Raw genomic sequence first — 19,525 nt, forward strand, 5'->3', positions numbered from 1 at the left:
AAGATGAAGGCCGGAACCGGCCCTCGCCGTTTTACGCCTGCGGGGCCTCGGTCGACGGAGCCGGATCGAGCGCCGGCTCGACCGGGGCTTCGACCGAAGCGCCGATATCGACGCCGAGCGCGCCCTGCTGACGGGCGATGCCGTCGATCGCAGCCTTGGCGATCAGGTCGCAATAGAGTTGGATGGCGCGGGCCGCGTCGTCATTGCCGGGGATCGGGAAGTCGATCTTGTCCGGATCGCAGTTCGAATCGATGATGGCGACCACCGGAATGCCGAGGCGCTTGGCCTCCAGGATGGCGATCGCTTCCTTGTTGGTGTCGATCACGAACATCAGGTCAGGCGTCGAGCCCATGTCCTTGATGCCGCCGAGCGCCTTGTCGAGCTTCTCGCGCTCGCGGTCGAGATTCAGGCGCTCCTTCTTGGTCAGGCCCTGGGCCTCGCCGGCCAGCATCTCGTCGAGCTTGCGCAGGCGCTGGATCGAATTCGAGATCGTCTTCCAATTGGTCAGCATGCCGCCGAGCCAACGCGAATTGACGTAGTACTGGGCCGAACGCTGCGCCGCATCGGCGACGATGTCGGACGCCTGGCGCTTGGTGCCGACGAACAGCACGCGCCCGCCCTTGGCGACGGTGTCGGAAACCTGCTTCAGCGCCTGGTGCAGCAAGGGCACCGTCTGCGAGAGGTCGATGATGTGGATGTTGTTGCGGGCGCCATAGATGTAGGGCGCCATCTTCGGGTTCCAGCGGTGGGTCTGGTGGCCGAAGTGAATGCCAGCTTCCAAAAGCTGGCGCATGCTGAAATCAGGCAGAGCCATTCTCATTTTCCTTTCCGGTTAGCCTCCACGGACACAGGCATTTTTGGACTTCAGTCCTCGAACGCCACCGGAGGTTTCAGCCGGATTTCTCCCGGGCAGACACCAAAGTCCGTGTGTGGAATGAGCGCGCATATAGAGGGGAAGCGCGACAAACGCAAGCGGGGCGGTGTTTTACCGCTCAGCGTGCGGCAATCAGCGCTCCGGTGCCGATCATGGCGCTGCCGGCAAACCGGTTCATCAGCCGCATGCGCTTCGGCGTCCTGAACCAGCCCGAAGCCCGGCCCGCAAGGGCTGCGTAGACCCCCATGGTCAGGATATTGACGCTGATGACGGTGGCCACCACCAGCAGGCCATCGACGAATGTCAGCGTGTCGAGGTTGAGGATCAGCGGCATGATCGAGGCGTGGAACAGGATCGCCTTGGGGTTGCCCAGCGCAATGGACGCGCCGAGGAAGAAGGACCGGGACAATCTCGCCTCACCCGTCCGCGGCTCATTCGATTGCGTGGCCGAGGCGCGCCACATCCTGATGCCGAGAAAGATCAGATAGGCGGCGCCTGCATATTTCAGCAGGAGAAATATCCATTCGAATGTTTGCGCCAGCGCCACAAGGCCGAGCAGCGCCAGAGTGACCAGCACGGCATCGCCGGCGGCAACCCCGACACCGGCCATGAAGGCGCGAAGGAAACCGCGCGACACACCATTGGTGATGACCGTGAACATCGCAGGCCCCGGCGTGGCGGCGGCGAGTGTGACGGCGGCGCAATAAGCCAGAAATGCCGTTGGTGTCATCGCTTGGCCTTTCCATTGGGCACCCGCACGCGCCGGAAGATCGCGACGATTTCCTCGCGGCTGCATTCGATGGCGCCGAGCCGCACCGCGCGGTCGCGCTCGAAACCGGTTATGTCATAATGCGGAGCGGATGTCTTGGGCGGTCCCTGGTAGGACGAACGTTTGACGCCCAGCGCGGCGGCGAAACGATGCAGCTCGTCGGTGTCGTCGGCCATCAGGTGGCACCAGCGATGGCCGGCCCATCTCCAGATCGCCGCATCGACGTAGACTGCCATCAAGCCCGCCGCGGCCAGCTCAATTGCAACCCTGCTATTTCGATGCCGGACAAGGCTTCGTCTGGTCGAACAGCGACAGGTTGACCAGCTTGCCTGTCATCGAGAAGTCGCCATAGTCCATGGTGAGATCGCGGGTGATGCCGTTCTCGTGCAGCTTGAAGCTGATCCGGTATTCCGGCACTTCCTCTCCGTTCTGGGCCTTGTCGTCAAAATAGGCGATGTCGACCGGCCAGTACTTGTCGGTGGCGAGTTTGGCCAGCGCCGGAGCCTCCGGATCGACCTTGTCGGCTTCGGTCTTCTTGCCGACGACGACGGTGGTCGTCATCACCTTGTTGGCGTCCTCCGAGCCGTCGAACAGGTTCGTCTGGTAGAAATTCTCGCCTTTCTCGGCCTTGCCGATCAGTTCGACCAGATGCTGGGTCGGAAACTGGGTCGCGGCGAGTTCCAGGCTGTTCTTCTCGGGCTTGTCGATATCGACCTTGAGGCCCTTGGCGTCTTTCGTGGCGATGCCCTTGACCTCCTTGTCGAGGTTCTGGTCGACAAAGGATTTGGTCACGAAGGAAAAGGTCTTGCCTTCGGCGTCCTCGAAAGTCGTCGTCTGCTGGTCCGTCAGCTTCGTGCCCTCGGCGGTAACGATCTGGGTAACGAAGCGGAATTTCACTGTATAGCCTTCGCAGGCCGAGCCATTGAATTCGTAGACCATGCGGCCGGATATGCCTGTTATGCCGGAGCGATCGTCCGCCTTCTTGAGGGTGAGGTCATACACGGCGCGATGCGCCTGCAGCGCCGGTACTGCGAAGGCGGGGACTATCGGGAACACCGCCGACAACAGAACGGCATGGAATGCAAGGCGCGCTGCGCGCATGAGGTACTCCGATCGTCGCGGCTGATGGCAGGCCGCAGGGAAAGATGGTCCAGCTTAAAAAAAGTCGTGGCGGAAGCGAGGCAAAAATAGCAATTTCGGCCCCGCCAGCGCGGCGCCTTCCAGCAATAGGGAAAAGCAATGAGTGAAACAATCGAAAAGCGGCTAAGCGATCTCGGCGTGACGCTTCCTGTCGCGGCCGCACCTGCCGCCAACTACGTTCCCTACTGCAGGTCGGGCAATCTGCTGTTCACCGCCGGGCAATTGCCGCTCAAGGACGGCAAGCTGCAGGCGAGCGGTCTGCTCGGCCGCGACGTCGACACGGCAAGCGGCAAAGAGGCGGCGAAATACTGCGCGATCAATATTCTGGCGCAAGCCAGGGCTGCGCTCGGCGACCTGGAGAAAATCAGCCGGCTGGTCAAGATCACTGTCTTCGTTGCCTCCGCCCCCGACTTTGTCGAGCAGCATCTGGTTGCCAATGGTGCCTCCGATTTCCTGGTCGCCGCCCTTGGCGAGCGCGGCAAACACGCTCGCTCCGCCGTCGGCACCACCTCTCTGCCGCTTAATGCCGCGGTGGAAATCGAAGCCATCTTCGAAGTCGAATGAACGAAGGCCTGACATGACCGACCTATCCTGGCTGACTGCCCGGCCCGTTGCCCATCGCGGCTTCCACGACATGAACAAGACGCGCTGGGAAAACACGCTTTCCGCCTTCACTGCCGCGGCCGAACGGGACTACGCCATCGAATGCGACGTGCATCTGTCGTCCGACGGCGTTCCCATCATCATCCATGATGACGACCTGAAAAGACTGACCGGACAGGACGGTTTCGTCTGGCAGCGCAGCGCGGCCGAACTGACCGCGCTCAAGGTTGGCGGCACATCCGACCGCGTGCCGACGCTGCAGGAAGCGCTCGACCTCGTCGACGGCCGCGTGCCCATGGTCGTCGAACTGAAAGGCATTCCCGGCCGCGATGAAGGCCTGGTCGCCCGCGTCGGCAACATGCTCAAGCGCTACAAGGGCAAGGCGGCTATCATGTCGTTCGATCATTGGCTTATCCGCGAATTCCCGAAACATGCACCCGGCATTCCCGCTGGCCTGACCGCCTACGGCAAGGACCTCAAGCTGATCGAGGCGCATTTTTCCATGCTGGCGCACGAGCTATCCTTCACCTCCTACGCTGCGGGCGACTTGCCAAACCCGTTCGTCAGCTTCGTGCGTGAAAAGCTCAAAATGCCTGTCATCACCTGGACGGTGCATGATCAGCCCGCGATCGACCTGACCTTCAAATATGCCGACCAGATGACGTTCGAAGGGTTCGAACCCGAACTGGTCAAAGTCGCTTGAGCGGAGTGTCTGAAACGTGACTTGTAGCGGCCTGGATGGAGCTTAAATAAGCCTCATGGATCAGGGCGACGATGGCGACGGGCAAACTGCAAATGCGGACTATTCGATCCGTATCGCCGCAGGCATCGGCGCGTTCACCTGCGATGAGTGGAACGGCTTTGCCGGTACCACGCGCAGCGATGCGGAAAATGGCTATAACCCGCTCGTTTCATTTGCCTTTTTAAGTGCGCTTGAGGATTCCGGCTGCGCCGTGCGGCGCACCGGCTGGCAGGGACATCATGTGCGGCTGGAGACCGCGCAAGGCAGGCTGCTAGGCGCCGTTCCCTGCTATCTCAAATCGCACAGCCAGGGCGAATATGTGTTCGACCACGGCTGGTCTGACGCCTTCGAACGCGCCGGCGGCCGCTATTATCCGAAACTGCAATGCGCCGTGCCGTTCACGCCGGTCACCGGCCCTCGCCTGCTGGTCAACAGAGGCGAGGATCCGGATGCGGTTAAGGCCGGGCTTGCCGCCGGCCTCAAAATGGTGACCGACAAGCTCGGCGTGTCCTCGGCGCATGTCACCTTCGCGCAGGAAAGTGACGTCGCGACGCTCGAGGCCGCCGGTTTCCTGCATCGCACCGACCAGCAGTTCCATTTCTTCAACGAAGGTTTTTCGACCTATGACGACTTCCTCGCCACGCTTGCCTCGCGCAAGCGCAAGGCGATGAAGAAGGAACGGCGCGAAGCGCTTGCCGATGGCATCACCATCGACTGGCTGACCGGCAAGGACCTGACCGAAAAGGCCTGGGATGATTTCTTCGCCTTCTACATGGACACCGGCAGCCGCAAATGGGGCCGCCCCTACCTGAACCGCCAGTTCTTCTCGCTGATCGGCGAGCGCATGGCCGACGATATCCTGTTGGTGATGGCCAGGCGCAATGGGCGCTACGTGGCCGGCGCCATCAATTTCATCGGCTCGGACGCGCTCTACGGCCGCAACTGGGGCTGTATCGAGGATCACCCCTTCCTACATTTCGAGGTCTGCTACCACCAGGCCATCGACTTCGCCATCGAGCGCAAGCTGAAGGTGGTCGAGGCGGGCGCGCAAGGAGAGCACAAGCTGGCGCGCGGTTACCGGCCCGTGACGATGCATTCCGCGCACTACATTTCGCATCCCGGCCTGCGCAATGCGGTGGCCGACTATCTCCAGCGCGAGCGGCGCGAAGTAGAGCGGATGGGCGAATATCTCGAAGAACACACCCCGTTTCGCAAGGATCTCGAGGAGTAGCAGGCCTTCTGGCATGGCCGATCTCGCCTGATCGCCCGTCCCATCGTCTTGCCGCTCCGGAAGAGCTTCGCTACACGGGACGCGAGGCAAAAATCCGGAGCGTTCGCTATGGCTGAAACCGCCTATGAGACCGACAACATCTTCGCAAAGATCCTGCGTGGAGAAATTCCCTCGCACCGCGTCTACGAAGACGACGCCGTCGTCGCCTTCATGGATGTGATGCCGCAAGGACCCGGCCATACGCTGGTTGTGCCAAAAGCCCCGTCGCGCAATCTGCTCGACGCCAACCCGTCGACCTTCGGCCCACTTTTCAACGTCGTCCAGAAAGTGGCGCAGGCGGTCAAGAAGGCGCTCAATGCCGACGGCGTCACCATCCTGCAGTTCAACGAGCCAGCCTCGGGGCAGACCGTCTATCACCTGCACGTCCATGTCATCCCGCGCTTCGACGGCATTCCGTTGAAGCCGCACACGGGCACGATGGAAAAACCCGAAGTGCTGGTTGAGCACGCCGAGAAAATACGCGCGGCGCTGGGGAGCTAACCTCACAACCGGCCAGCGGTGCGATCGCCCGGCTGAGCGCCATCTCGCATCAGCCGCTGGCGGATCGCTTGCGCGCCCTGTTCAGGGCTGAGGACCGACCGGCCATAGCCACCCTGTCGCCCAAATGAAAAAGCCCCGTTTCCGGGGCTTCTTCGAGTGCGTGCCGATCAGCCCTTGCGCGGCAGTTGCGGGACCAGGCTGCGCTTGCCGCCATCCTTGCCCTTGGGCTCCGGCTTCTGCGCCACGACCTTCTTGGCGGCAGGCTTCTTGGCCACGGCCTTGGGCGGCTTCGGCGCGTCTTCCGGCTCTTCCTTCTTCGGCTTCACCGGCGCCTCGTCGGCCAGCGATTCGAGCTTCAGGCCGGTCTCGCCGGTTTCCTTCTTCTCGACGGTGACACGCACCGTGCCGCCCTTCTTGAGCTTGCCGAACAGCACCTCGTCAGCCAGCGGCTTTTTGATGTGCTCCTGGATCACACGGCCGAGCGGCCGAGCGCCCATGCGCTCGTCATAACCCTTGTCGGCCAGCCAGGCGATCGCATCCGGCGACAGGTCGAAGGTAACGCCACGCTCGGAGAGCTGCGCCTCGAGCTGCATGACGAACTTCTGCACCACCTGATGGATGACCGGCACCGGCAGCGAACCGAACGGGATGATCGCATCGAGACGGTTGCGGAATTCCGGCGTGAACAGCCGGTTGATCGCCTCGACATCGTCGCCTTCGCGCTTGGTCGACCCGAAACCGATCGCCGCGCGCTGCGCATCGGATGCGCCCGCATTGGTGGTCATGATCAGGATGACATTGCGGAAGTCGATCTGCTTGCCGTTGTGGTCGGTCAGCTTGCCGTGGTCCATGACCTGCAACAGGATGTTAAACAGGTCCGGATGCGCCTTCTCGACCTCGTCGAGCAGCAGCACGCAGTGCGGATGCTGGTCGACGCCGTCCGTGAGCAAGCCACCCTGGTCGAAACCGACATAGCCGGGAGGCGCGCCGATCAGCCGCGAAACGGTGTGGCGTTCCATATATTCCGACATGTCGAAGCGGATCAGCTCGACGCCGAGCGAGGCGGCGAGCTGCTTGGCGACTTCCGTCTTGCCGACGCCGGTCGGACCCGAGAACAGGTACGAGCCGATCGGCTTTTCCGGTTCGCGCAGGCCGGCACGGGCCAGCTTGATCGCCGAGGTCAGTGCCGTGATGGCGGTATCCTGACCATAGACGACGCGCTTCAGCTCGATATCGAGGCCTTGCAGCACCTTCTCGTCATCGGCCGAAACCGTCTTCGGCGGGATACGCGCCATGGTGGCGATCGTTGCTTCGATCTCCTTGATGCCGATGGTCTTCTTGCGCTTGGCTTCCGGCACCAGCATCTGCGAGGCGCCGGTCTCGTCGATCACGTCGATCGCCTTGTCCGGCAGCTTGCGGTCGTTGATGTAGCGCGCCGACAGTTCGACCGAGGCCTTGATGGCTTCCGAGGTGTAGCGGACCTTGTGGAACTCCTCGAAATAGGGCTTCAGGCCCTTCATGATCTCGATGGCGTCCTCGATGGTCGGTTCGTTGACGTCGATCTTCTGGAAGCGCCGCACCAGAGCGCGGTCCTTCTCGAAGAACTGGCGGAACTCCTTGTAGGTGGTCGAGCCGATGCAGCGGATAGCACCCGACGACAGAGCCGGCTTCAACAGGTTCGACGCGTCCATGGCGCCGCCTGAGGTGGCCCCTGCGCCGATCACCGTGTGGATCTCGTCGATGAACAGCACCGCACCCGGATAGTCCTCGAGTTCCTTGACGACCTGCTTCAGCCGTTCCTCGAAATCGCCGCGGTAGCGCGTGCCGGCCAGCAGCGTGCCCATGTCGAGCGCGAAGATGGTGGCATTGTGCAGCACTTCGGGAACGTCGCCCTCGACGATGCGCTTGGCAAGACCTTCGGCGATCGCCGTCTTGCCGACGCCGGGATCGCCGACATAGAGCGGGTTGTTCTTGGAGCGGCGGCACAGCACCTGGATGGTGCGGTTGATTTCCGACTCGCGACCGATCAGCGGATCGATCTTGCCGGCCTTGGCCTTGTTGTTGAGGTTGACGCAATAAGCCGTCAGCGCGTCCTGCTGCTGCTTTTTCTTGCCGCCTTCCTCTTGCGGCTCGGCGCCGTTCTGGCCGCCCTGCTCGTCATCGGCGCCGCGCGGCGAGCGCGTTTCCGATGCGCCGGGGCGCTTGGCGATGCCGTGCGAGATGTAGTTGACCGCGTCGTAGCGGGTCATCTGCTGTTCCTGCAGGAAGTAGGCGGCATGGCTCTCGCGCTCGGCGAAGATGGCGACGAGCACGTTGGCGCCAGACACTTCCTCTCGGCCCGACGACTGGACATGGATCACCGCGCGCTGGATGACGCGCTGGAAGCCGGCGGTCGGCTTGGAATCCTCGTCGTAGCCGGTGACCAGATTGTCGAGCTCGGTGTCGATATAGGTGAGAACAGTGTGCTTCAGCTCGTCGAGATCGACGTTGCAGGCGCGCATGACGGCGGCCGCTTCGGTGTCGTCGATCAACGCGAGCAGCAGATGTTCAAGGGTTGCGTATTCATGGTGCCGCTCATTGGCGAGCGTCAGCGCCTGGTGAAGCGCCTTTTCCAGGCCTTGGGAGAAAGCCGGCATGTTACCTCACTTCTTCTCCATCACGCATTGCAGCGGATGCTGATTCTGTCGGGCGAAATCCATGACCTGAGACACTTTGGTCTCGGCCACCTCGAATGTATAGACCCCGCACTCGCCCACTCCATGATTGTGAACATGAAGCATGATGCGTGTGGCGGCTTCGCGGTCCTTCTGGAAAAAACGCTCCAGCACGTGAACCACGAACTCCATGGGAGTGTAGTCGTCGTTGAGGATGAGGACCCGGTAAAGGCTGGGCTTCTTGGTCTTGGTTTTGGTGCGCGTGATAACGGCCGTCCCGCGGCCGGCCTCATTGCCGTCGCCGCCGCCGTTTTGCATCCGCGCCACTTGTCTCGTGGCAGTCAAACCGATCGTCACGTAATCCTGCCTCTTTCGAATCCCCATGCGAGTTCAACATGTAGGTGTTCGATGGACGATTTTAAGCCCTTCTGGTTAGCTGACAATATGGCTAGGTGACCAAACTTGGCGGATTTTCGCAATCGTGAAGCGCTACGCCGCTGCAAACCGGAAATTAGCATGAAAAAACCCGGCCGCGTTTCCGCGACCGGGTTTTGTCCCGGGCCCAAACGGGCCGGATCTGAAACTATCGGGCGAAATTACTTCGCCTTGGCAACGATCGATTCGAACGGCTTGTAGGCTTCCTTGGCGAGTTCGGCATAGAGATCGCCAATCTTGGTGGCCTCGGCGACGAACGCTTCATAGGACTGCTTGGCATAGTCGGTCTGGATCTCGATCGCCTTGTCCAGCGACTTGGCCGAAAACAGCTTCTCGACAGCGGCGCTGCCGGCCTCAAAGCTCTTCTTGGTGTACTCGCCGGCCTCGGTGGCGATCGCCTGGGCGCCCTTGGAGAGCGAAGCGAAGCTCTTCAAACCGGTGTCGGCGAATTCCTTGCCGTATTTGCTGAAGTCCTCATAGGTCTGGGTCATTTCACGATTCCCTTGACGGTTGAGGCGTCCTTCTTCGGGGCGCCGTTGTGCAATGCACCTCAATATATTGTGCGCCGCACAAAAGTCAATATTTCGCCGGCGTGCGGGGTCCGCCTGCGCCGGCAATGGCTAAAAATCAAATAAACTGTGTTTCAAGCCCGAAGAAAATGGTGAACGCGGCGGTTACCATAAACGGATTGGTAACGCTGCCCCGTTAGCTTGGCTGAAAGTGAGGCAGGACCCTTTGCCGCCTCCAACGCAACGAAGAATTCAAGGGAAATATCAGTGCGTAAGGCGTTGTTGGGCATCGTTTCCAAATCCACCTCCCCCCTCAAAGCGATGATGGTCTTCGCCCTGGCGATGACGTTCGTTTGCGCCGACGTAGCGTCCTCGCTGGCAGCGCGGCCGGCGGCCATCGTCGTGGACGCCAAGACGGGCAAGGTGCTGTACTCCGCGGATGCCAATGGCAGGCGCTATCCGGCGTCGCTGACCAAGATGATGACGCTCTATCTGACCTTCGAGGCGATGGCGAAGGGCAAGATCAGCCGGAACACGCCCGTCGTGTTTTCCGCCAAGGCCTCCGCCGAGGCGCCGACGAAACTCGGCGTGAAGCCGGGCGGTTCGGTCTCGGTCGAAACCGCGATCCTGTCGATCGTCACCAAGTCGGCGAACGACTCGGCCACCGCGCTCGGTGAAATGCTTGGCGGCGATGAAACCACCTTTGCCCGCATGATGACCGCCAAGGCGCGGGCTCTCGGCATGAACGGCACCGTCTTCCGCAACGCCAACGGCCTGCCCGACCCCGGCCAGTTCACCACCGCGCGCGACATGGCCACGCTCGGCATCGCGCTCAGGGAGCATTTTCCCCAGTACTACGGGTACTTCTCGCAGCGCTCGTTTCTCTACGGCCGCCAGCGCATCAACGGTCACAACCGTCTGCTCGGGCGCATCAAGGGCGTCGACGGCATCAAGACCGGCTACACCCGTGCCTCCGGATTCAACCTCGTCTCATCCGTGTCCGACGGCAACCGACGCCTTGTCGCCGTTGTCATGGGCGGCACGTCGGGCGGCAGCCGCGACAACCAGATGGCGTCCCTGATCAACACCTACATGCCAAGGGCTTCGACCCGCGGTGGCGGCGACCTCGTCGCCAAGGCTGACAGCAGCAACCCGGTCAAGGCCCTTGCCAAGGTTCTCTTGCCCAAGCACGACGCGCCGACCCCGGACGACAAGCCGGTCGCTGTGGCCAACGCCGATGACGCCGTTGCGGACGACGCGACGGCAGCCAACGACGCGACGGTTGCCGAGGACGACAATGCCGATAACGATGCCCAGGCCGAAGCACCCACGCTGGTCGCCCCGGCAAAGAAGGTGAAGACGGTCATCGTCTCCGCCCCCAAGGTCGCCACCGCACAGGTCGTGGCCGCCTATGCCGAGCCGGCGCCGGCTGCCGCGCCGACGCCAACCGTCGATCCGGTCAACACCGCGTCGGTGCCGTCGGGCTGGGCCATCCAGGTAGCTTCCTCGGAAAAGCAGTCGGAAGCCCAGGCCGTCCTCGACAAGACCAGCAAGCAGGCGCCGAAGGTGCTGGCGGATGCCGCCGGCTTTACCGTCGCCTTCGACAAGGACGGCGTCACCTATTACCGAGCCCGTTTCGGCGGCTTTGGTTCGAAGGACGCCGCCTGGAAGGCCTGCACCGCTTTGAAGAAGAAGAAAATCGAGTGCTACGCCGTCCAGCAGTAGGACGGCGTGGAAGCATCTCCCGGAAAATTTCTGCGTCGAAGGAGACTAGTTGTGATTGGAGAGCAAGACGTCCTTGGCTTCGTTGATTCGCGCCGCCAGGAAAGACGTGCCGCCGACATCGGGGTGCAGGCGCTGCATCAGGCGGCGGTGCGCCTTGCGGACATCCGCCGCGGCGGCCCCCGCTTCAAGACCAAGGACCTTGTAGGCCTCCTCCTTAGTCATGGCGCCCGGACCTGGCGCAACACCCAGCCCTTCGCCACCGTTCGTCTCAGTGTTTTTGCGCCAGACGGGAAATCTGCCGTCAAGATACGTCTCTAGCAGCTGGCGGCTCTCCGCGTCGCCGGAGAGTTCGCGGTAAAGATGCTGCAGCTCCGCAAGGCCCATCGCGCCAAGCATCTTGCCGTCATGGCGGCCGGCCAGAACCAGTCCTTCAAGGCCGCCGGTATCGTGATCCAGCTCCATTTCGAGTGCTGCCGTCCGCACCGTTGAGCGTTTTCCCGGCACCGGCTTCACATCGGGCCGGTTCGCGCGCGTGGCGGCATACCAGCCGATCGCCACGAACAGCATGACGCCGCCGATTCCGCTTCGACCGACCAGAAGCACGGCGGCGCCCACCAGTGCCAGCAGGATCGGTCCCAGTGTTCTCATGCCGGTTGCCAGCCGGGCGGGATCGGCCCGGAGGAAGGCCGAGGCAACACCCAGGAGCACCAGCAGCAATGCGACCAGACCGATAATTGCGCCTAACATTTCCCACCGCCCCGCGAGTACCCTGTCCGCCTGGACAGCCGCGTGATGTCATCCAACACTTTTTCTGCGCCGGAATGATGGCCTTCACCGGGACAGGAAGAGGGCCGCGATGCCGGATGGCTCTCCGAACCTTTGGCCCTTGTCGGTTTCGACGGCTTTTCGTTGCGCATGAATTTCAAGATGTGGCGTTGTCGCGCCGCTTGCAAGTCCAGTGCGAAGCAACATGGAGGGCCAGAAAAGCCCGCGCCAAAACCGGCTACGTTTCCGTGCGATGGCCTACAGCAAGCCGAGATCGGCAAGCTCGCGCCTGAGTTTCGGCGGCATCTCGACCATCCCCGCCTTGCCCTTGCCAAGGTCAGGTGGTGCATCCGACGGTTTCAAGTAGCGCCAGCCCTGGAAGGCCCGGCGCGGCTGCCAGTCGGTGCGCACGACATGCGGATCGAGCATCAGATGACAGCGGCCAATGCCCTCGTCATCGGTGAACGGGCGGATCTCGGTGATCAGCTGGCGGCATTGCACATTGCCCTTGATCACCCAGTAGAGCGAACCACCATCGGTGATCTCGGCGCCGCGCGTCGGCACCATGCGGGTGGTGTGCCAGTGTTCGGCCGGCTCGCCGGCGCGGCGCCGTTCGTCGAGGCGGAATTCGATCCATTCCTCGAGATCCTCGACGCTGTCGCAGCCGACGCACAGTTTTAGGAGATTGAGAGCCATTCGCTAAGGTTAGTCCGGAGCGCCGGGACGTCAACGGCCTGACGGACTTCTCCACAGTGCCAGCGTTGCTCAGCACTCCACGACATTGACCGCGAGCCCGCCGAGGCTGGTTTCCTTGTACTTCTCGTTCATGTCGAGGCCGGTCTGGCGCATGGTCTCGATCGCCGCGTCGAGCGGCACGAAGTGGATGCCGTCGCCCTTGATCGCCAGGGACGCAGCCGTCACCGCCTTGACCGCGCCCAGCGCATTGCGCTCGATGCACGGCACCTGGACCAGCCCGCCGACTGGATCGCAAGTCATGCCGAGATGGTGTTCGAGCGCGATCTCGGCGGCATTCTCGACCTGCTCGGGCGTGCCGCCCATGACGGCGCACAGGCCGGCCGCGGCCATCGCCGAGGCGGACCCGACCTCGCCCTGGCAGCCGACCTCGGCGCCAGAGATCGACGCATTGGTCTTGATGATGCCGCCGACGGCGGCAGCCGTCAGCAGGAAGTCGCGTATGCTCGGCTGGTCGGCTTCGGGATGGAAATGCAGCCAGTAGCGCAGCACCGCCGGCAGCGTACCGGCCGCCCCGTTGGTCGGCGCGGTAACAACGCGGCCGCCGGCCGCATTCTCCTCGTTGACCGCCATGGCGTAGATCGACAGCCAGTCATTGGCGAGCAAGGGATTTGGCCGGTTCTGCTGCCACTGTTCCTGCAGCTTGTCGTGCAGCTGCCGGGCCCGGCGCCGAACCTTCAACCCGCCCGGCATGATGCCGTCCTGCGACAGGCCACGGTCGATGCAGCTCTTCATAGCCCCCCAGATGGCGTCGAGGCCGGCGTCGAGGTCCTCGCGCGACATCTGCGTTTCCTCGTTGACGCGCTTCATCTCGGCGATGGAAAGCCCGCTCTTGGCCGCCATCTTCAGCATCTCGACGGCGTTCTTGAAAGGATAAGGCACTTTCTTGCCTTCTGAAGTCACCGACCCCTTGGCCTTCATCCGCTGCAGCTCTTCTTCCGACACCACGAAGCCGCCGCCGATCGAATAGTAGATGCGTTTGAGCAGCAGGCGCCCGCTGGCGTCATAGGCATAGAACGCCATGCCGTTGGCGTGGCCGGTAAGCGGTGTCTTGCGGTCGAGCACCAGATCCGTGGCCGGGTCGAAATGGTAGGACGGGTGACCGGGCGGCGAAATCATCCTGTCGGCGGTGATGCGGCCGATGATGCCATCGGCCTGGTCCGGATCAACCGTTTGCGGGGTCTGGCCGGCAAGGCCGAGGATGACGGCGCGGTCGCTGCCATGGCCGATGCCAGTATAGGCGAGCGAGCCGTGCAGGCTGGCGCCGATGCGGGCGACCTTGGCGCCGGTGGGCCGCGGCCAGTCGTCACCCGCGACCTCGTCGAGAAACCGCCGCGCGGCCGTCATCGGGCCCATCGTGTGCGAGCTCGAGGGGCCGATGCCGATCTTGAACAGGTCGAAAACCGAAAGGAACACGCTGTCTCCTGGAGTCACATCGAGGACTACATATAGGAATTCCCCGGATGTTTCCGCTCTTTTGGCGATCGCGGCGCAGCACCTGCCGACCTTGTTTGCTCCGGCAGCGACATTGCTGTCGATCGCGGGAGCCGGCATCGAAGTGACCGCGCTGGATGTGCTAAATTCAGCCCATGGGCGATTCCTTCTATCTTTCGATGGCTGATCTCGGGGCACTGGCCTTCTTCCTGATCGTGTGGCTGCTGCATACGCTCGCCTCGGACGGCAAGCTGGTCAGCCGGATGTCGCTGACGACGGCGATGAATGCGCAGCGCGAAGCCTGGATGCGCACCATGGCCGAGCGCGAAATCCGCATCGTCGACACCGCCATCATGAGCGGCCTGCAGCAGGGAACCGCCTTCTTCGCCTCCAGCTCGCTGATCGCGCTGGGCGGCTGCTTTGCCTTGCTCGGCGCATCCGACCGGGTGCTGGAAGTGCTGAGCAACCTGCCGCTCGGCGGCGCGCCGTCGCGCCCGGCCTTTCAGATCAAGGTGCTGGGGCTGGTGCTGATCCTGGCCTTTTCCTTCTTCAAATTCGGCTGGGCCTACCGGCTGTTCAACTATTGCTCGATTCTGATCGGCGCGGTGCCGATCCCGCACGGCGAAGCCTCGCGCAATCCGGTCACGCAAACGGCAGTGTGGCGCGCGGCGCAGATGAACATGCTGGCCGGCAAGCATTTCAACTCGGGCCTGCGCGGCGTGTTCTTCTCGATCGGCTATCTCGGCTGGTTCGTCGATCCGGTGGTGTTCGTTCTGTCGACGCTTCTGCTGCTGGCCGTGCTGGTGCGGCGCCAGTTCTTCTCGGCGGCGCGACGCGCCGTCATCGGTCAGCCGCCCGGCCCCGGAAAAGGCTGATCGATGCGGCCGGAAAGCCAATAGGCAAAAAGCCCGATCCATTCGCGGAGCGCTATGGTGGTGTTCTGCACGGAATCGATCGCATTGTCGCGAAACAAGCCGACACCTTCCTTGCCGGAGGTGTGATAGTCGACCGGCCATGGGACGGTTGGAAAACCAGCCTTGTCGAACAGCGCCTTGGCCCGTGGCATGTGGAAGGCGGAGGTCACCAGCAGCCAGGTCTCGCCCGGCTTCGGCTCGACAAGTTTGCGGCTGAAGATCGCATTTTCGTACGTGTTGCGGGACTTGTCTTCCAGGACAAGACGATCGGCCGATACACCGAGCGGAACGAGCATGCGGGACGCTGAGTCGGCGTCCCCCTCGGCGTCGATGAAAAACGCGCCGTGTCCGCCTGATACAACCACTTTGGCCAGTGGGAAGCGCCGGGCGAGGATTGCGGTCTCGACCATGCGGTCGCCGCTGCTGCTCAATTCATAGCCGCCACGTGCGAGGTTGATGGCGCCCTCGAAGCCGCCGCCCAGCACGACGATGCCGTCGACCTTTTGCGGCAGCGGCGGCCGTGGAAATCGCTCCTCGAGCGGGTTGAGCATCATCGCGCCAAGCGACGTCCAGGTCGAGAGCGCCAAAATCAAGAAGGCTAGCACACTGCCGGTGACGGCCAGCCGCCGCCGGCCGATCATCCCGGCGATCAGCCCCGCCAGAAGCAGGAAGATCGTCAGGTTGAGCGGCTGGACGAAGAACCAGAAGACCTTGGAAAGAAGGAAGAACATCGCTCACCCCTTCAGATGATCGATATCCTTACCACCACTTCTCAGGCTGAAATGTGCCGGCCGCCTGCTCGATGACGGCGGCGGTCTGGAACAGCGTCTCTTCCTCGAACGGCCGGCCGATCAGCTGCAGGCCGAGCGGCAGCCCCTTGGGATCGAGGCCGGCGGGCACGGCGATGCCGGGCAGGCCCGCCATGTTCACGGTGACCGTGAAAATGTCGTTGAGGTACATTTTCACCGGGTCGGCGGCCATGTCCTCATCGGCGATGCCGAAGGCGGCGGACGGCGTCGCCGGGGTCAGGATGACGTCGACGCCGGCGGCGAAGACATTTTCGAAGTCGCGCTTGATCAAATTGCGCACCTTCTGTGCCTGCAGATAATAGGCGTCGTAATAGCCGGCCGACAGCACATAGGTGCCGATCATGATGCGGCGCTTGACCTCGCGGCCGAAACCGGCGGCGCGGGTCTTCTCATACATCTCGACAATGTCCTTGCCCGGCACGCGCAAGCCGTAGCGGACGCCGTCATAGCGCGCCAGGTTGGACGAAGCCTCGGCGGGCGCCACGATGTAATAGGCCGGCAGCGCGTATTTCGTATGCGGCAGCGAAATGTCGACGATCTCGGCGCCGGCATCCCTGAGCCAGGCAATGCCCTTCTGCCACAGCGCCTCGATCTCCTCGGGCATGCCGTCAACGCGGTATTCCTTGGGAATGCCGACCTTCATGCCCTTGATCGGCTTGCCGATCGCCGCCTCATAGTCCGGCACCGGCCGGTCGACGGAAGTGGTGTCCTTCGGATCGACCGAGGCCATGGATTTGAGCAGGATCGCGGCGTCGCGAACATCGCGCGCGATCGGTCCGGCCTGGTCGAGCGACGAGGCGAAGGCGACGATGCCCCAGCGCGAGCAGCGGCCATAGGTCGGCTTGATGCCGACGGTGCCGGTGAAGGCCGCCGGCTGGCGGATCGAGCCGCCCGTATCGGTCGCCGTGGCGCCGGCGCACAGGAACGCCGAGACGGCCGTCGCCGAGCCGCCGGAAGAGCCACCCGGAACCAGCTGCGCGTTGTCCAGGCTGCGCTGGGTTTTCGTGCCGCCGGCCGAGACAAAACCGCCGTCGCCCTGATGCGTCGTCGGCATCACCACCGTGTCGAGGCGCGAACGCCGCCACGGGTTGATGACCGGGCCGTAATAGGAGGTCTCGTTGGACGAGCCCATGGCGAACTCGTCCATGTTGAGCTTGCCGAGCATGACCGCGCCATCCGCCCACAGATTGGCGGTGACAGTCGATTCGTAGAGCGGCTTGAAGCCGTCGAGCACGTGGCTGCAGGCCTGGGTGTGGACACCTTCGGTGCCGAACAGGTCCTTGATGCCCAGCGGAATGCCCTCCAGCGCCCCGCCCTCGCCCTTGACCAGCCTGGCGTCGGACGCCTTGGCCATGTCACGCGCTCTGTCGCCAGTCACCGCGACATAGGCATTGAGCGCCGGATTGGCGCGATCGATCGCCGAGAGATAGGCCTCGGTGATCTCTGTCGCGGTGATTTCCTTGCCGCGCAGCTTGGCGCGAGCCTGTGAAATCGTCAGTCTGGTCAGGTCGCTCATCAAAGGCTCTTTTCGTAAAACACCGACCACTTGGAATCGGGATAATCCAGCACCGGGCCGCAGCGCGAAAACCCGGCACGTTCGTAGACGGTCCAGGCGGCGGGATGGCGGTCGCCCGTCTCCAGCACCAGCCGCTTCAGTCCTTCCTGCCTCGCCAGCGCCTCGACGCGCTCAACGATGCTGGCGCCGATTTTCTGGCCGCGATGCGAAGGCCGCGTATACATGCGCTTGACCTCGCCAATGGCGCCGCCATGGCGCTTCAGCGCGCCACAACCGACGGCGATGCCATTGTCGCGGGCGATGAAAACGGTCGTGTCCTGACCGGCCATCTGCTCCACCGTCAAATGATAGCAGTGCTCCGGCGGCGTCAATTCGAGCAAGGTCTCGTTGAGTTCCTTGACCAGGCCGCGCACGTCGTCCTGCAACGGCGTCTCGATGGCGATCTCGATTGCCATCGGCGCCCTACTCCACGACCTTCGGCACGAGGAAGAAATTCTCTTCGGTCGCCGGCGCATTGGCGACGATGTCGGCCGCCTTGTTGCCGTCGGTGACGACGTCCTGGCGCTTCTTCATCTCCATCGGCGTCACCGAGGTCATCGGTTCGACGCCGGAGACATCGACCTCGTTCAGCTGCTCAACGAAGCCCAGTATGGCGTTCAGTTCGCCGGTCATGCGCTCTGCATCTTCTTCGCTCACCGCGATGCGGGCGAGACGCGCGACGCGCTTCACAGTCTGAAGATCAACGGACATAGATTTAGCCTCGGGGAAAACCAGTCCGGGCTATAGCGGCGCCGCGCGTACTGCGCAACATGCATCATGCGAGAGACCAAGCGTGATGGCGGCCTGGTCTCTCGGCCATCGGTCCAAGGACAAGTCTATGGCAGGGCAACGCCCTCGCACAAATAATAGCTGCCGCTGTTGCCGCTCGCCTCGCTTTCGTCATCGATCGGCCGGACCGATACGAGATCGAGCTGCGTCGGGCTGATCCGCGTCATCGACAGGACGTCGGGAAAGACATAGCCCGGCTCCTGGCAGATGGCCGTCACCGCCCAGCTCGGCGAGCGTGTCGCCTTGCTGACCTGGACGAATTCGCAATTGTATTCGACGCCCTGCAAGCCATGCACGGAAAGCACGATGTTGCCGGCATCGATCAGCGTCTGCAGCGTGTCCTTCCTGGCCTGCGTGCAAAGCTCCTCGGACTGCAGGTAGACGCCTTCGATGAAGTCATCCGCGGCGAGCGCGGGCGATGCCGCGACAAACATCGACACACAAAGAGATCGCCCCAACACCATGGATTTGTTCCGCTTTGGCTGTTTCTAGATCGTAATCGTTTCACCGATTTTCGGCAACGCGACCTTCACACCGGACCCTTCGAGGCCGGCCTCGAATTTCTCGGGCGTCGGATCGATCATCGGAAACGTGCCGAAGTGGCAAGGGACGACCGTGTCGAACTTGAAGAAGCGGCGGCAGGCAAGTGCCGCCACCGCGCCGCCCATGGTGAACCGATCGCCGATCGGCACGATGCCGATCTTCGGCTCATGCAATTCGTTGATCAACGCCATGTCGGAAAAGATGTCGGTATCGCCCATATGGTAGAGCGTGCGGTCTTCCGGGAAGTGCAGGACCAGCCCGCCGGGATTGCCGAGATAGACGTTCTTGCCGCCGTCTTCGCCAAATGAGGAAGAGTGCAGCGCCTGGACGAAAGTGGTGGTGAAGCCGCCGCAATCGACCGTGCCGCCGATGTTGCCGGGATTGATCTTGCTGCCGTCGGCACCCTTGCCGACCAGATACATGCAAATCTCGAAATTGGCGACAAGTTGCGCGCCGCTCTTGCCGAGCACTTCCAGCGCGCCGCTGATGTGGTCGCTGTGTCCGTGCGTCAGCAGGACATGCGTGATCCCTTCGGCCGGCCCTTCCCAGCCGCCCGTCCAGGACGGGTTGCCGATCAGATAGGGGTCGATGAGGATCTTGGCGTCGCCGGTTTCGATACGGAAGGCCGAGTGGCCGTACCAGGTCAGTTTCATGAAATGCATTCCTCGATTTTTGTCGAGCCAGAGGATAGAACGCCGATGACCCCGAGAGCAAAGGGTATAGTGTCCGCCGCGCATCCGG

General features: G+C 62.7%; 22 protein-coding genes. 6 read left to right on the forward strand and 16 right to left on the reverse strand.

Going from position 1 to position 19,525, the window contains the following annotated elements:
- Nucleotides 1-31 precede the first annotated feature (31 nt).
- The 4 genes from rpsB to MAFF_RS03780 all read right to left on the reverse strand — a co-directional run bounded on the left by rpsB (nt 32) and on the right by MAFF_RS03780 (nt 2,744).
- A complete protein-coding gene (gene rpsB / locus MAFF_RS03765) occupies nt 32-814 on the reverse strand; it encodes a 30S ribosomal protein S2 (RefSeq protein WP_010909556.1) in 783 nt (260 codons plus the stop codon).
- Between the two features lie 178 nt (nt 815-992).
- Nucleotides 993-1,604 carry a LysE family translocator gene (locus tag MAFF_RS03770; protein ID WP_010909557.1) on the reverse strand — a complete coding sequence of 204 codons (612 nt, stop codon included), beginning with the start codon at nt 1,602-1,604 and terminating at the stop codon, nt 993-995.
- Nucleotides 1,601-1,879 (reverse strand): DUF4031 domain-containing protein, encoded by a 279-nt coding sequence (locus MAFF_RS03775; RefSeq protein WP_010909558.1) that lies wholly within the window; start codon nt 1,877-1,879, stop codon nt 1,601-1,603. The genes MAFF_RS03770 and MAFF_RS03775 overlap by 4 nt, the downstream gene beginning before the upstream one ends.
- Before the next feature lie 34 nt (nt 1,880-1,913).
- A complete protein-coding gene (locus MAFF_RS03780) occupies nt 1,914-2,744 on the reverse strand; it encodes a cell envelope integrity EipB family protein (RefSeq protein ID WP_010909559.1) in 831 nt (276 codons plus the stop codon).
- A gap of 138 nt (nt 2,745-2,882) precedes the next feature.
- Here MAFF_RS03780 and MAFF_RS03785 point away from each other — a divergent pair, with 138 nt between their 5' ends.
- The 4 genes from MAFF_RS03785 (at nt 2,883) to MAFF_RS03800 (ending at nt 5,899) form a co-directional block, all read left to right on the forward strand.
- On the forward strand, nt 2,883-3,347 hold the full coding sequence (locus tag MAFF_RS03785; protein WP_010909560.1) for a RidA family protein: 465 nt from the start codon (nt 2,883-2,885) through the stop codon (nt 3,345-3,347).
- A gap of 13 nt (nt 3,348-3,360) precedes the next feature.
- The gene (locus tag MAFF_RS03790) at nt 3,361-4,089 is read left to right on the forward strand and encodes a glycerophosphodiester phosphodiesterase (protein ID WP_010909561.1); all 729 of its coding nucleotides are present in this window, start codon (nt 3,361-3,363) and stop codon (nt 4,087-4,089) included.
- A gap of 55 nt (nt 4,090-4,144) precedes the next feature.
- Nucleotides 4,145-5,359: a GNAT family N-acetyltransferase gene (locus tag MAFF_RS03795; protein ID WP_010909562.1), complete on the forward strand. Its 1,215-nt coding sequence runs from the start codon at nt 4,145-4,147 to the stop codon at nt 5,357-5,359.
- 108 nt (nt 5,360-5,467) lie between these two features.
- Nucleotides 5,468-5,899 (forward strand): HIT family protein, encoded by a 432-nt coding sequence (locus MAFF_RS03800; protein ID WP_010909563.1) that lies wholly within the window; start codon nt 5,468-5,470, stop codon nt 5,897-5,899.
- A gap of 167 nt (nt 5,900-6,066) precedes the next feature.
- Here MAFF_RS03800 and clpA read toward each other — a convergent pair whose 3' ends face one another.
- The 3 genes from clpA to MAFF_RS03815 form a co-directional block, all read right to left on the reverse strand.
- Nucleotides 6,067-8,535, reverse strand: a complete 2,469-nt coding sequence (gene clpA, locus MAFF_RS03805) for an ATP-dependent Clp protease ATP-binding subunit ClpA (protein WP_010909564.1) — start codon at nt 8,533-8,535, stop codon at nt 6,067-6,069.
- A gap of 6 nt (nt 8,536-8,541) precedes the next feature.
- On the reverse strand, nt 8,542-8,871 hold the full coding sequence (gene clpS / locus MAFF_RS03810) for an ATP-dependent Clp protease adapter ClpS (protein ID WP_010909565.1): 330 nt from the start codon (nt 8,869-8,871) through the stop codon (nt 8,542-8,544).
- A 278-nt stretch (nt 8,872-9,149) separates the two neighbouring features.
- Nucleotides 9,150-9,479, reverse strand: a complete 330-nt coding sequence (locus MAFF_RS03815; RefSeq protein ID WP_010909566.1) for a phasin family protein — start codon at nt 9,477-9,479, stop codon at nt 9,150-9,152.
- Between the two features lie 285 nt (nt 9,480-9,764).
- On the opposite strand from MAFF_RS03815, the gene MAFF_RS03820 reads away from it, so the two are divergent.
- On the forward strand, nt 9,765-11,222 hold the full coding sequence (locus MAFF_RS03820) for a D-alanyl-D-alanine carboxypeptidase (protein WP_010909567.1): 1,458 nt from the start codon (nt 9,765-9,767) through the stop codon (nt 11,220-11,222).
- Between the two features lie 45 nt (nt 11,223-11,267).
- Here MAFF_RS03820 and MAFF_RS03825 read toward each other — a convergent pair whose 3' ends face one another.
- The 3 genes from MAFF_RS03825 to MAFF_RS03835 all read right to left on the reverse strand — a co-directional run bounded on the left by MAFF_RS03825 (nt 11,268) and on the right by MAFF_RS03835 (nt 14,156).
- Nucleotides 11,268-11,969 carry a DnaJ domain-containing protein gene (locus MAFF_RS03825; RefSeq protein ID WP_010909568.1) on the reverse strand — a complete coding sequence of 234 codons (702 nt, stop codon included), beginning with the start codon at nt 11,967-11,969 and terminating at the stop codon, nt 11,268-11,270.
- Between the two features lie 276 nt (nt 11,970-12,245).
- Nucleotides 12,246-12,683: a DUF1489 family protein gene (locus MAFF_RS03830; protein ID WP_010909569.1), complete on the reverse strand. Its 438-nt coding sequence runs from the start codon at nt 12,681-12,683 to the stop codon at nt 12,246-12,248.
- A gap of 69 nt (nt 12,684-12,752) precedes the next feature.
- Entirely contained in the window at nt 12,753-14,156 is a 1,404-nt protein-coding gene (locus MAFF_RS03835) for an L-serine ammonia-lyase (protein ID WP_010909570.1), read from the reverse strand.
- A 173-nt stretch (nt 14,157-14,329) separates the two neighbouring features.
- Here MAFF_RS03835 and MAFF_RS03840 point away from each other — a divergent pair, with 173 nt between their 5' ends.
- Nucleotides 14,330-15,049, forward strand: coding sequence for a DUF599 domain-containing protein (locus MAFF_RS03840; RefSeq protein WP_010909571.1), 720 nt, complete (start codon nt 14,330-14,332; stop codon nt 15,047-15,049).
- Here the strand turns inward: MAFF_RS03840 and MAFF_RS03845 are convergent.
- The 6 genes from MAFF_RS03845 to MAFF_RS03870 all read right to left on the reverse strand — a co-directional run bounded on the left by MAFF_RS03845 (nt 15,022) and on the right by MAFF_RS03870 (nt 19,437).
- Nucleotides 15,022-15,819, reverse strand: a complete 798-nt coding sequence (locus MAFF_RS03845; protein WP_010909572.1) for a YdcF family protein — start codon at nt 15,817-15,819, stop codon at nt 15,022-15,024. The two genes, MAFF_RS03840 and MAFF_RS03845, sit on opposite strands and share 28 nt — an antisense overlap.
- Before the next feature lie 28 nt (nt 15,820-15,847).
- A complete protein-coding gene (locus tag MAFF_RS03850; protein WP_010909573.1) occupies nt 15,848-17,413 on the reverse strand; it encodes an amidase in 1,566 nt (521 codons plus the stop codon).
- The gene (locus MAFF_RS03855) at nt 17,413-17,868 is read right to left on the reverse strand and encodes a GNAT family N-acetyltransferase (protein ID WP_010909574.1); all 456 of its coding nucleotides are present in this window, start codon (nt 17,866-17,868) and stop codon (nt 17,413-17,415) included. Before MAFF_RS03855 ends, MAFF_RS03850 begins: the two co-directional genes overlap by 1 nt.
- 7 nt (nt 17,869-17,875) lie before the next feature.
- Nucleotides 17,876-18,163, reverse strand: coding sequence for an Asp-tRNA(Asn)/Glu-tRNA(Gln) amidotransferase subunit GatC (gene gatC / locus MAFF_RS03860; RefSeq protein WP_010909575.1), 288 nt, complete (start codon nt 18,161-18,163; stop codon nt 17,876-17,878).
- A gap of 125 nt (nt 18,164-18,288) precedes the next feature.
- Complete coding sequence (locus tag MAFF_RS03865; RefSeq protein ID WP_032930344.1) at nt 18,289-18,675, reverse strand: hypothetical protein; 387 nt, start codon at nt 18,673-18,675, stop codon at nt 18,289-18,291.
- Between the two features lie 54 nt (nt 18,676-18,729).
- Entirely contained in the window at nt 18,730-19,437 is a 708-nt protein-coding gene (locus MAFF_RS03870; RefSeq protein WP_010909577.1) for a metal-dependent hydrolase, read from the reverse strand.
- Nucleotides 19,438-19,525: the final 88 nt, after the last annotated feature.

It is taken from the genome of Mesorhizobium japonicum MAFF 303099 (assembly GCF_000009625.1).
Taxonomy (GTDB): domain Bacteria; phylum Pseudomonadota; class Alphaproteobacteria; order Rhizobiales; family Rhizobiaceae; genus Mesorhizobium; species Mesorhizobium japonicum.

Excerpts from the sequence above, each read along its gene's own strand:
- rpsB (WP_010909556.1), bottom strand. The coding sequence starts at position 814 with ATGGCTCTGCCTGATTTCAGCATGCGCCAGCTTTTGGAAGCTGGCATT.
- MAFF_RS03770 (WP_010909557.1), bottom strand. The coding sequence starts at position 1,604 with ATGACACCAACGGCATTTCTGGCTTATTGCGCCGCCGTCACACTCGCC.
- MAFF_RS03775 (WP_010909558.1), bottom strand. The coding sequence starts at position 1,879 with ATGGCAGTCTACGTCGATGCGGCGATCTGGAGATGGGCCGGCCATCGC.
- MAFF_RS03780 (WP_010909559.1), bottom strand. The coding sequence starts at position 2,744 with ATGCGCGCAGCGCGCCTTGCATTCCATGCCGTTCTGTTGTCGGCGGTG.
- MAFF_RS03785 (WP_010909560.1), top strand. The coding sequence starts at position 2,883 with ATGAGTGAAACAATCGAAAAGCGGCTAAGCGATCTCGGCGTGACGCTT.
- MAFF_RS03790 (WP_010909561.1), top strand. The coding sequence starts at position 3,361 with ATGACCGACCTATCCTGGCTGACTGCCCGGCCCGTTGCCCATCGCGGC.
- MAFF_RS03795 (WP_010909562.1), top strand. The coding sequence starts at position 4,145 with ATGGATCAGGGCGACGATGGCGACGGGCAAACTGCAAATGCGGACTAT.
- MAFF_RS03800 (WP_010909563.1), top strand. The coding sequence starts at position 5,468 with ATGGCTGAAACCGCCTATGAGACCGACAACATCTTCGCAAAGATCCTG.
- clpA (WP_010909564.1), bottom strand. The coding sequence starts at position 8,535 with ATGCCGGCTTTCTCCCAAGGCCTGGAAAAGGCGCTTCACCAGGCGCTG.
- clpS (WP_010909565.1), bottom strand. The coding sequence starts at position 8,871 with ATGCAAAACGGCGGCGGCGACGGCAATGAGGCCGGCCGCGGGACGGCC.
- MAFF_RS03815 (WP_010909566.1), bottom strand. The coding sequence starts at position 9,479 with ATGACCCAGACCTATGAGGACTTCAGCAAATACGGCAAGGAATTCGCC.
- MAFF_RS03825 (WP_010909568.1), bottom strand. The coding sequence starts at position 11,969 with ATGTTAGGCGCAATTATCGGTCTGGTCGCATTGCTGCTGGTGCTCCTG.
- MAFF_RS03830 (WP_010909569.1), bottom strand. The coding sequence starts at position 12,683 with ATGGCTCTCAATCTCCTAAAACTGTGCGTCGGCTGCGACAGCGTCGAG.
- MAFF_RS03840 (WP_010909571.1), top strand. The coding sequence starts at position 14,330 with ATGGGCGATTCCTTCTATCTTTCGATGGCTGATCTCGGGGCACTGGCC.
- MAFF_RS03845 (WP_010909572.1), bottom strand. The coding sequence starts at position 15,819 with ATGTTCTTCCTTCTTTCCAAGGTCTTCTGGTTCTTCGTCCAGCCGCTC.
- MAFF_RS03850 (WP_010909573.1), bottom strand. The coding sequence starts at position 17,413 with ATGAGCGACCTGACCAGACTGACGATTTCACAGGCTCGCGCCAAGCTG.
- MAFF_RS03855 (WP_010909574.1), bottom strand. The coding sequence starts at position 17,868 with ATGGCAATCGAGATCGCCATCGAGACGCCGTTGCAGGACGACGTGCGC.
- gatC (WP_010909575.1), bottom strand. The coding sequence starts at position 18,163 with ATGTCCGTTGATCTTCAGACTGTGAAGCGCGTCGCGCGTCTCGCCCGC.
- MAFF_RS03865 (WP_032930344.1), bottom strand. The coding sequence starts at position 18,675 with ATGTTTGTCGCGGCATCGCCCGCGCTCGCCGCGGATGACTTCATCGAA.
- MAFF_RS03870 (WP_010909577.1), bottom strand. The coding sequence starts at position 19,437 with ATGAAACTGACCTGGTACGGCCACTCGGCCTTCCGTATCGAAACCGGC.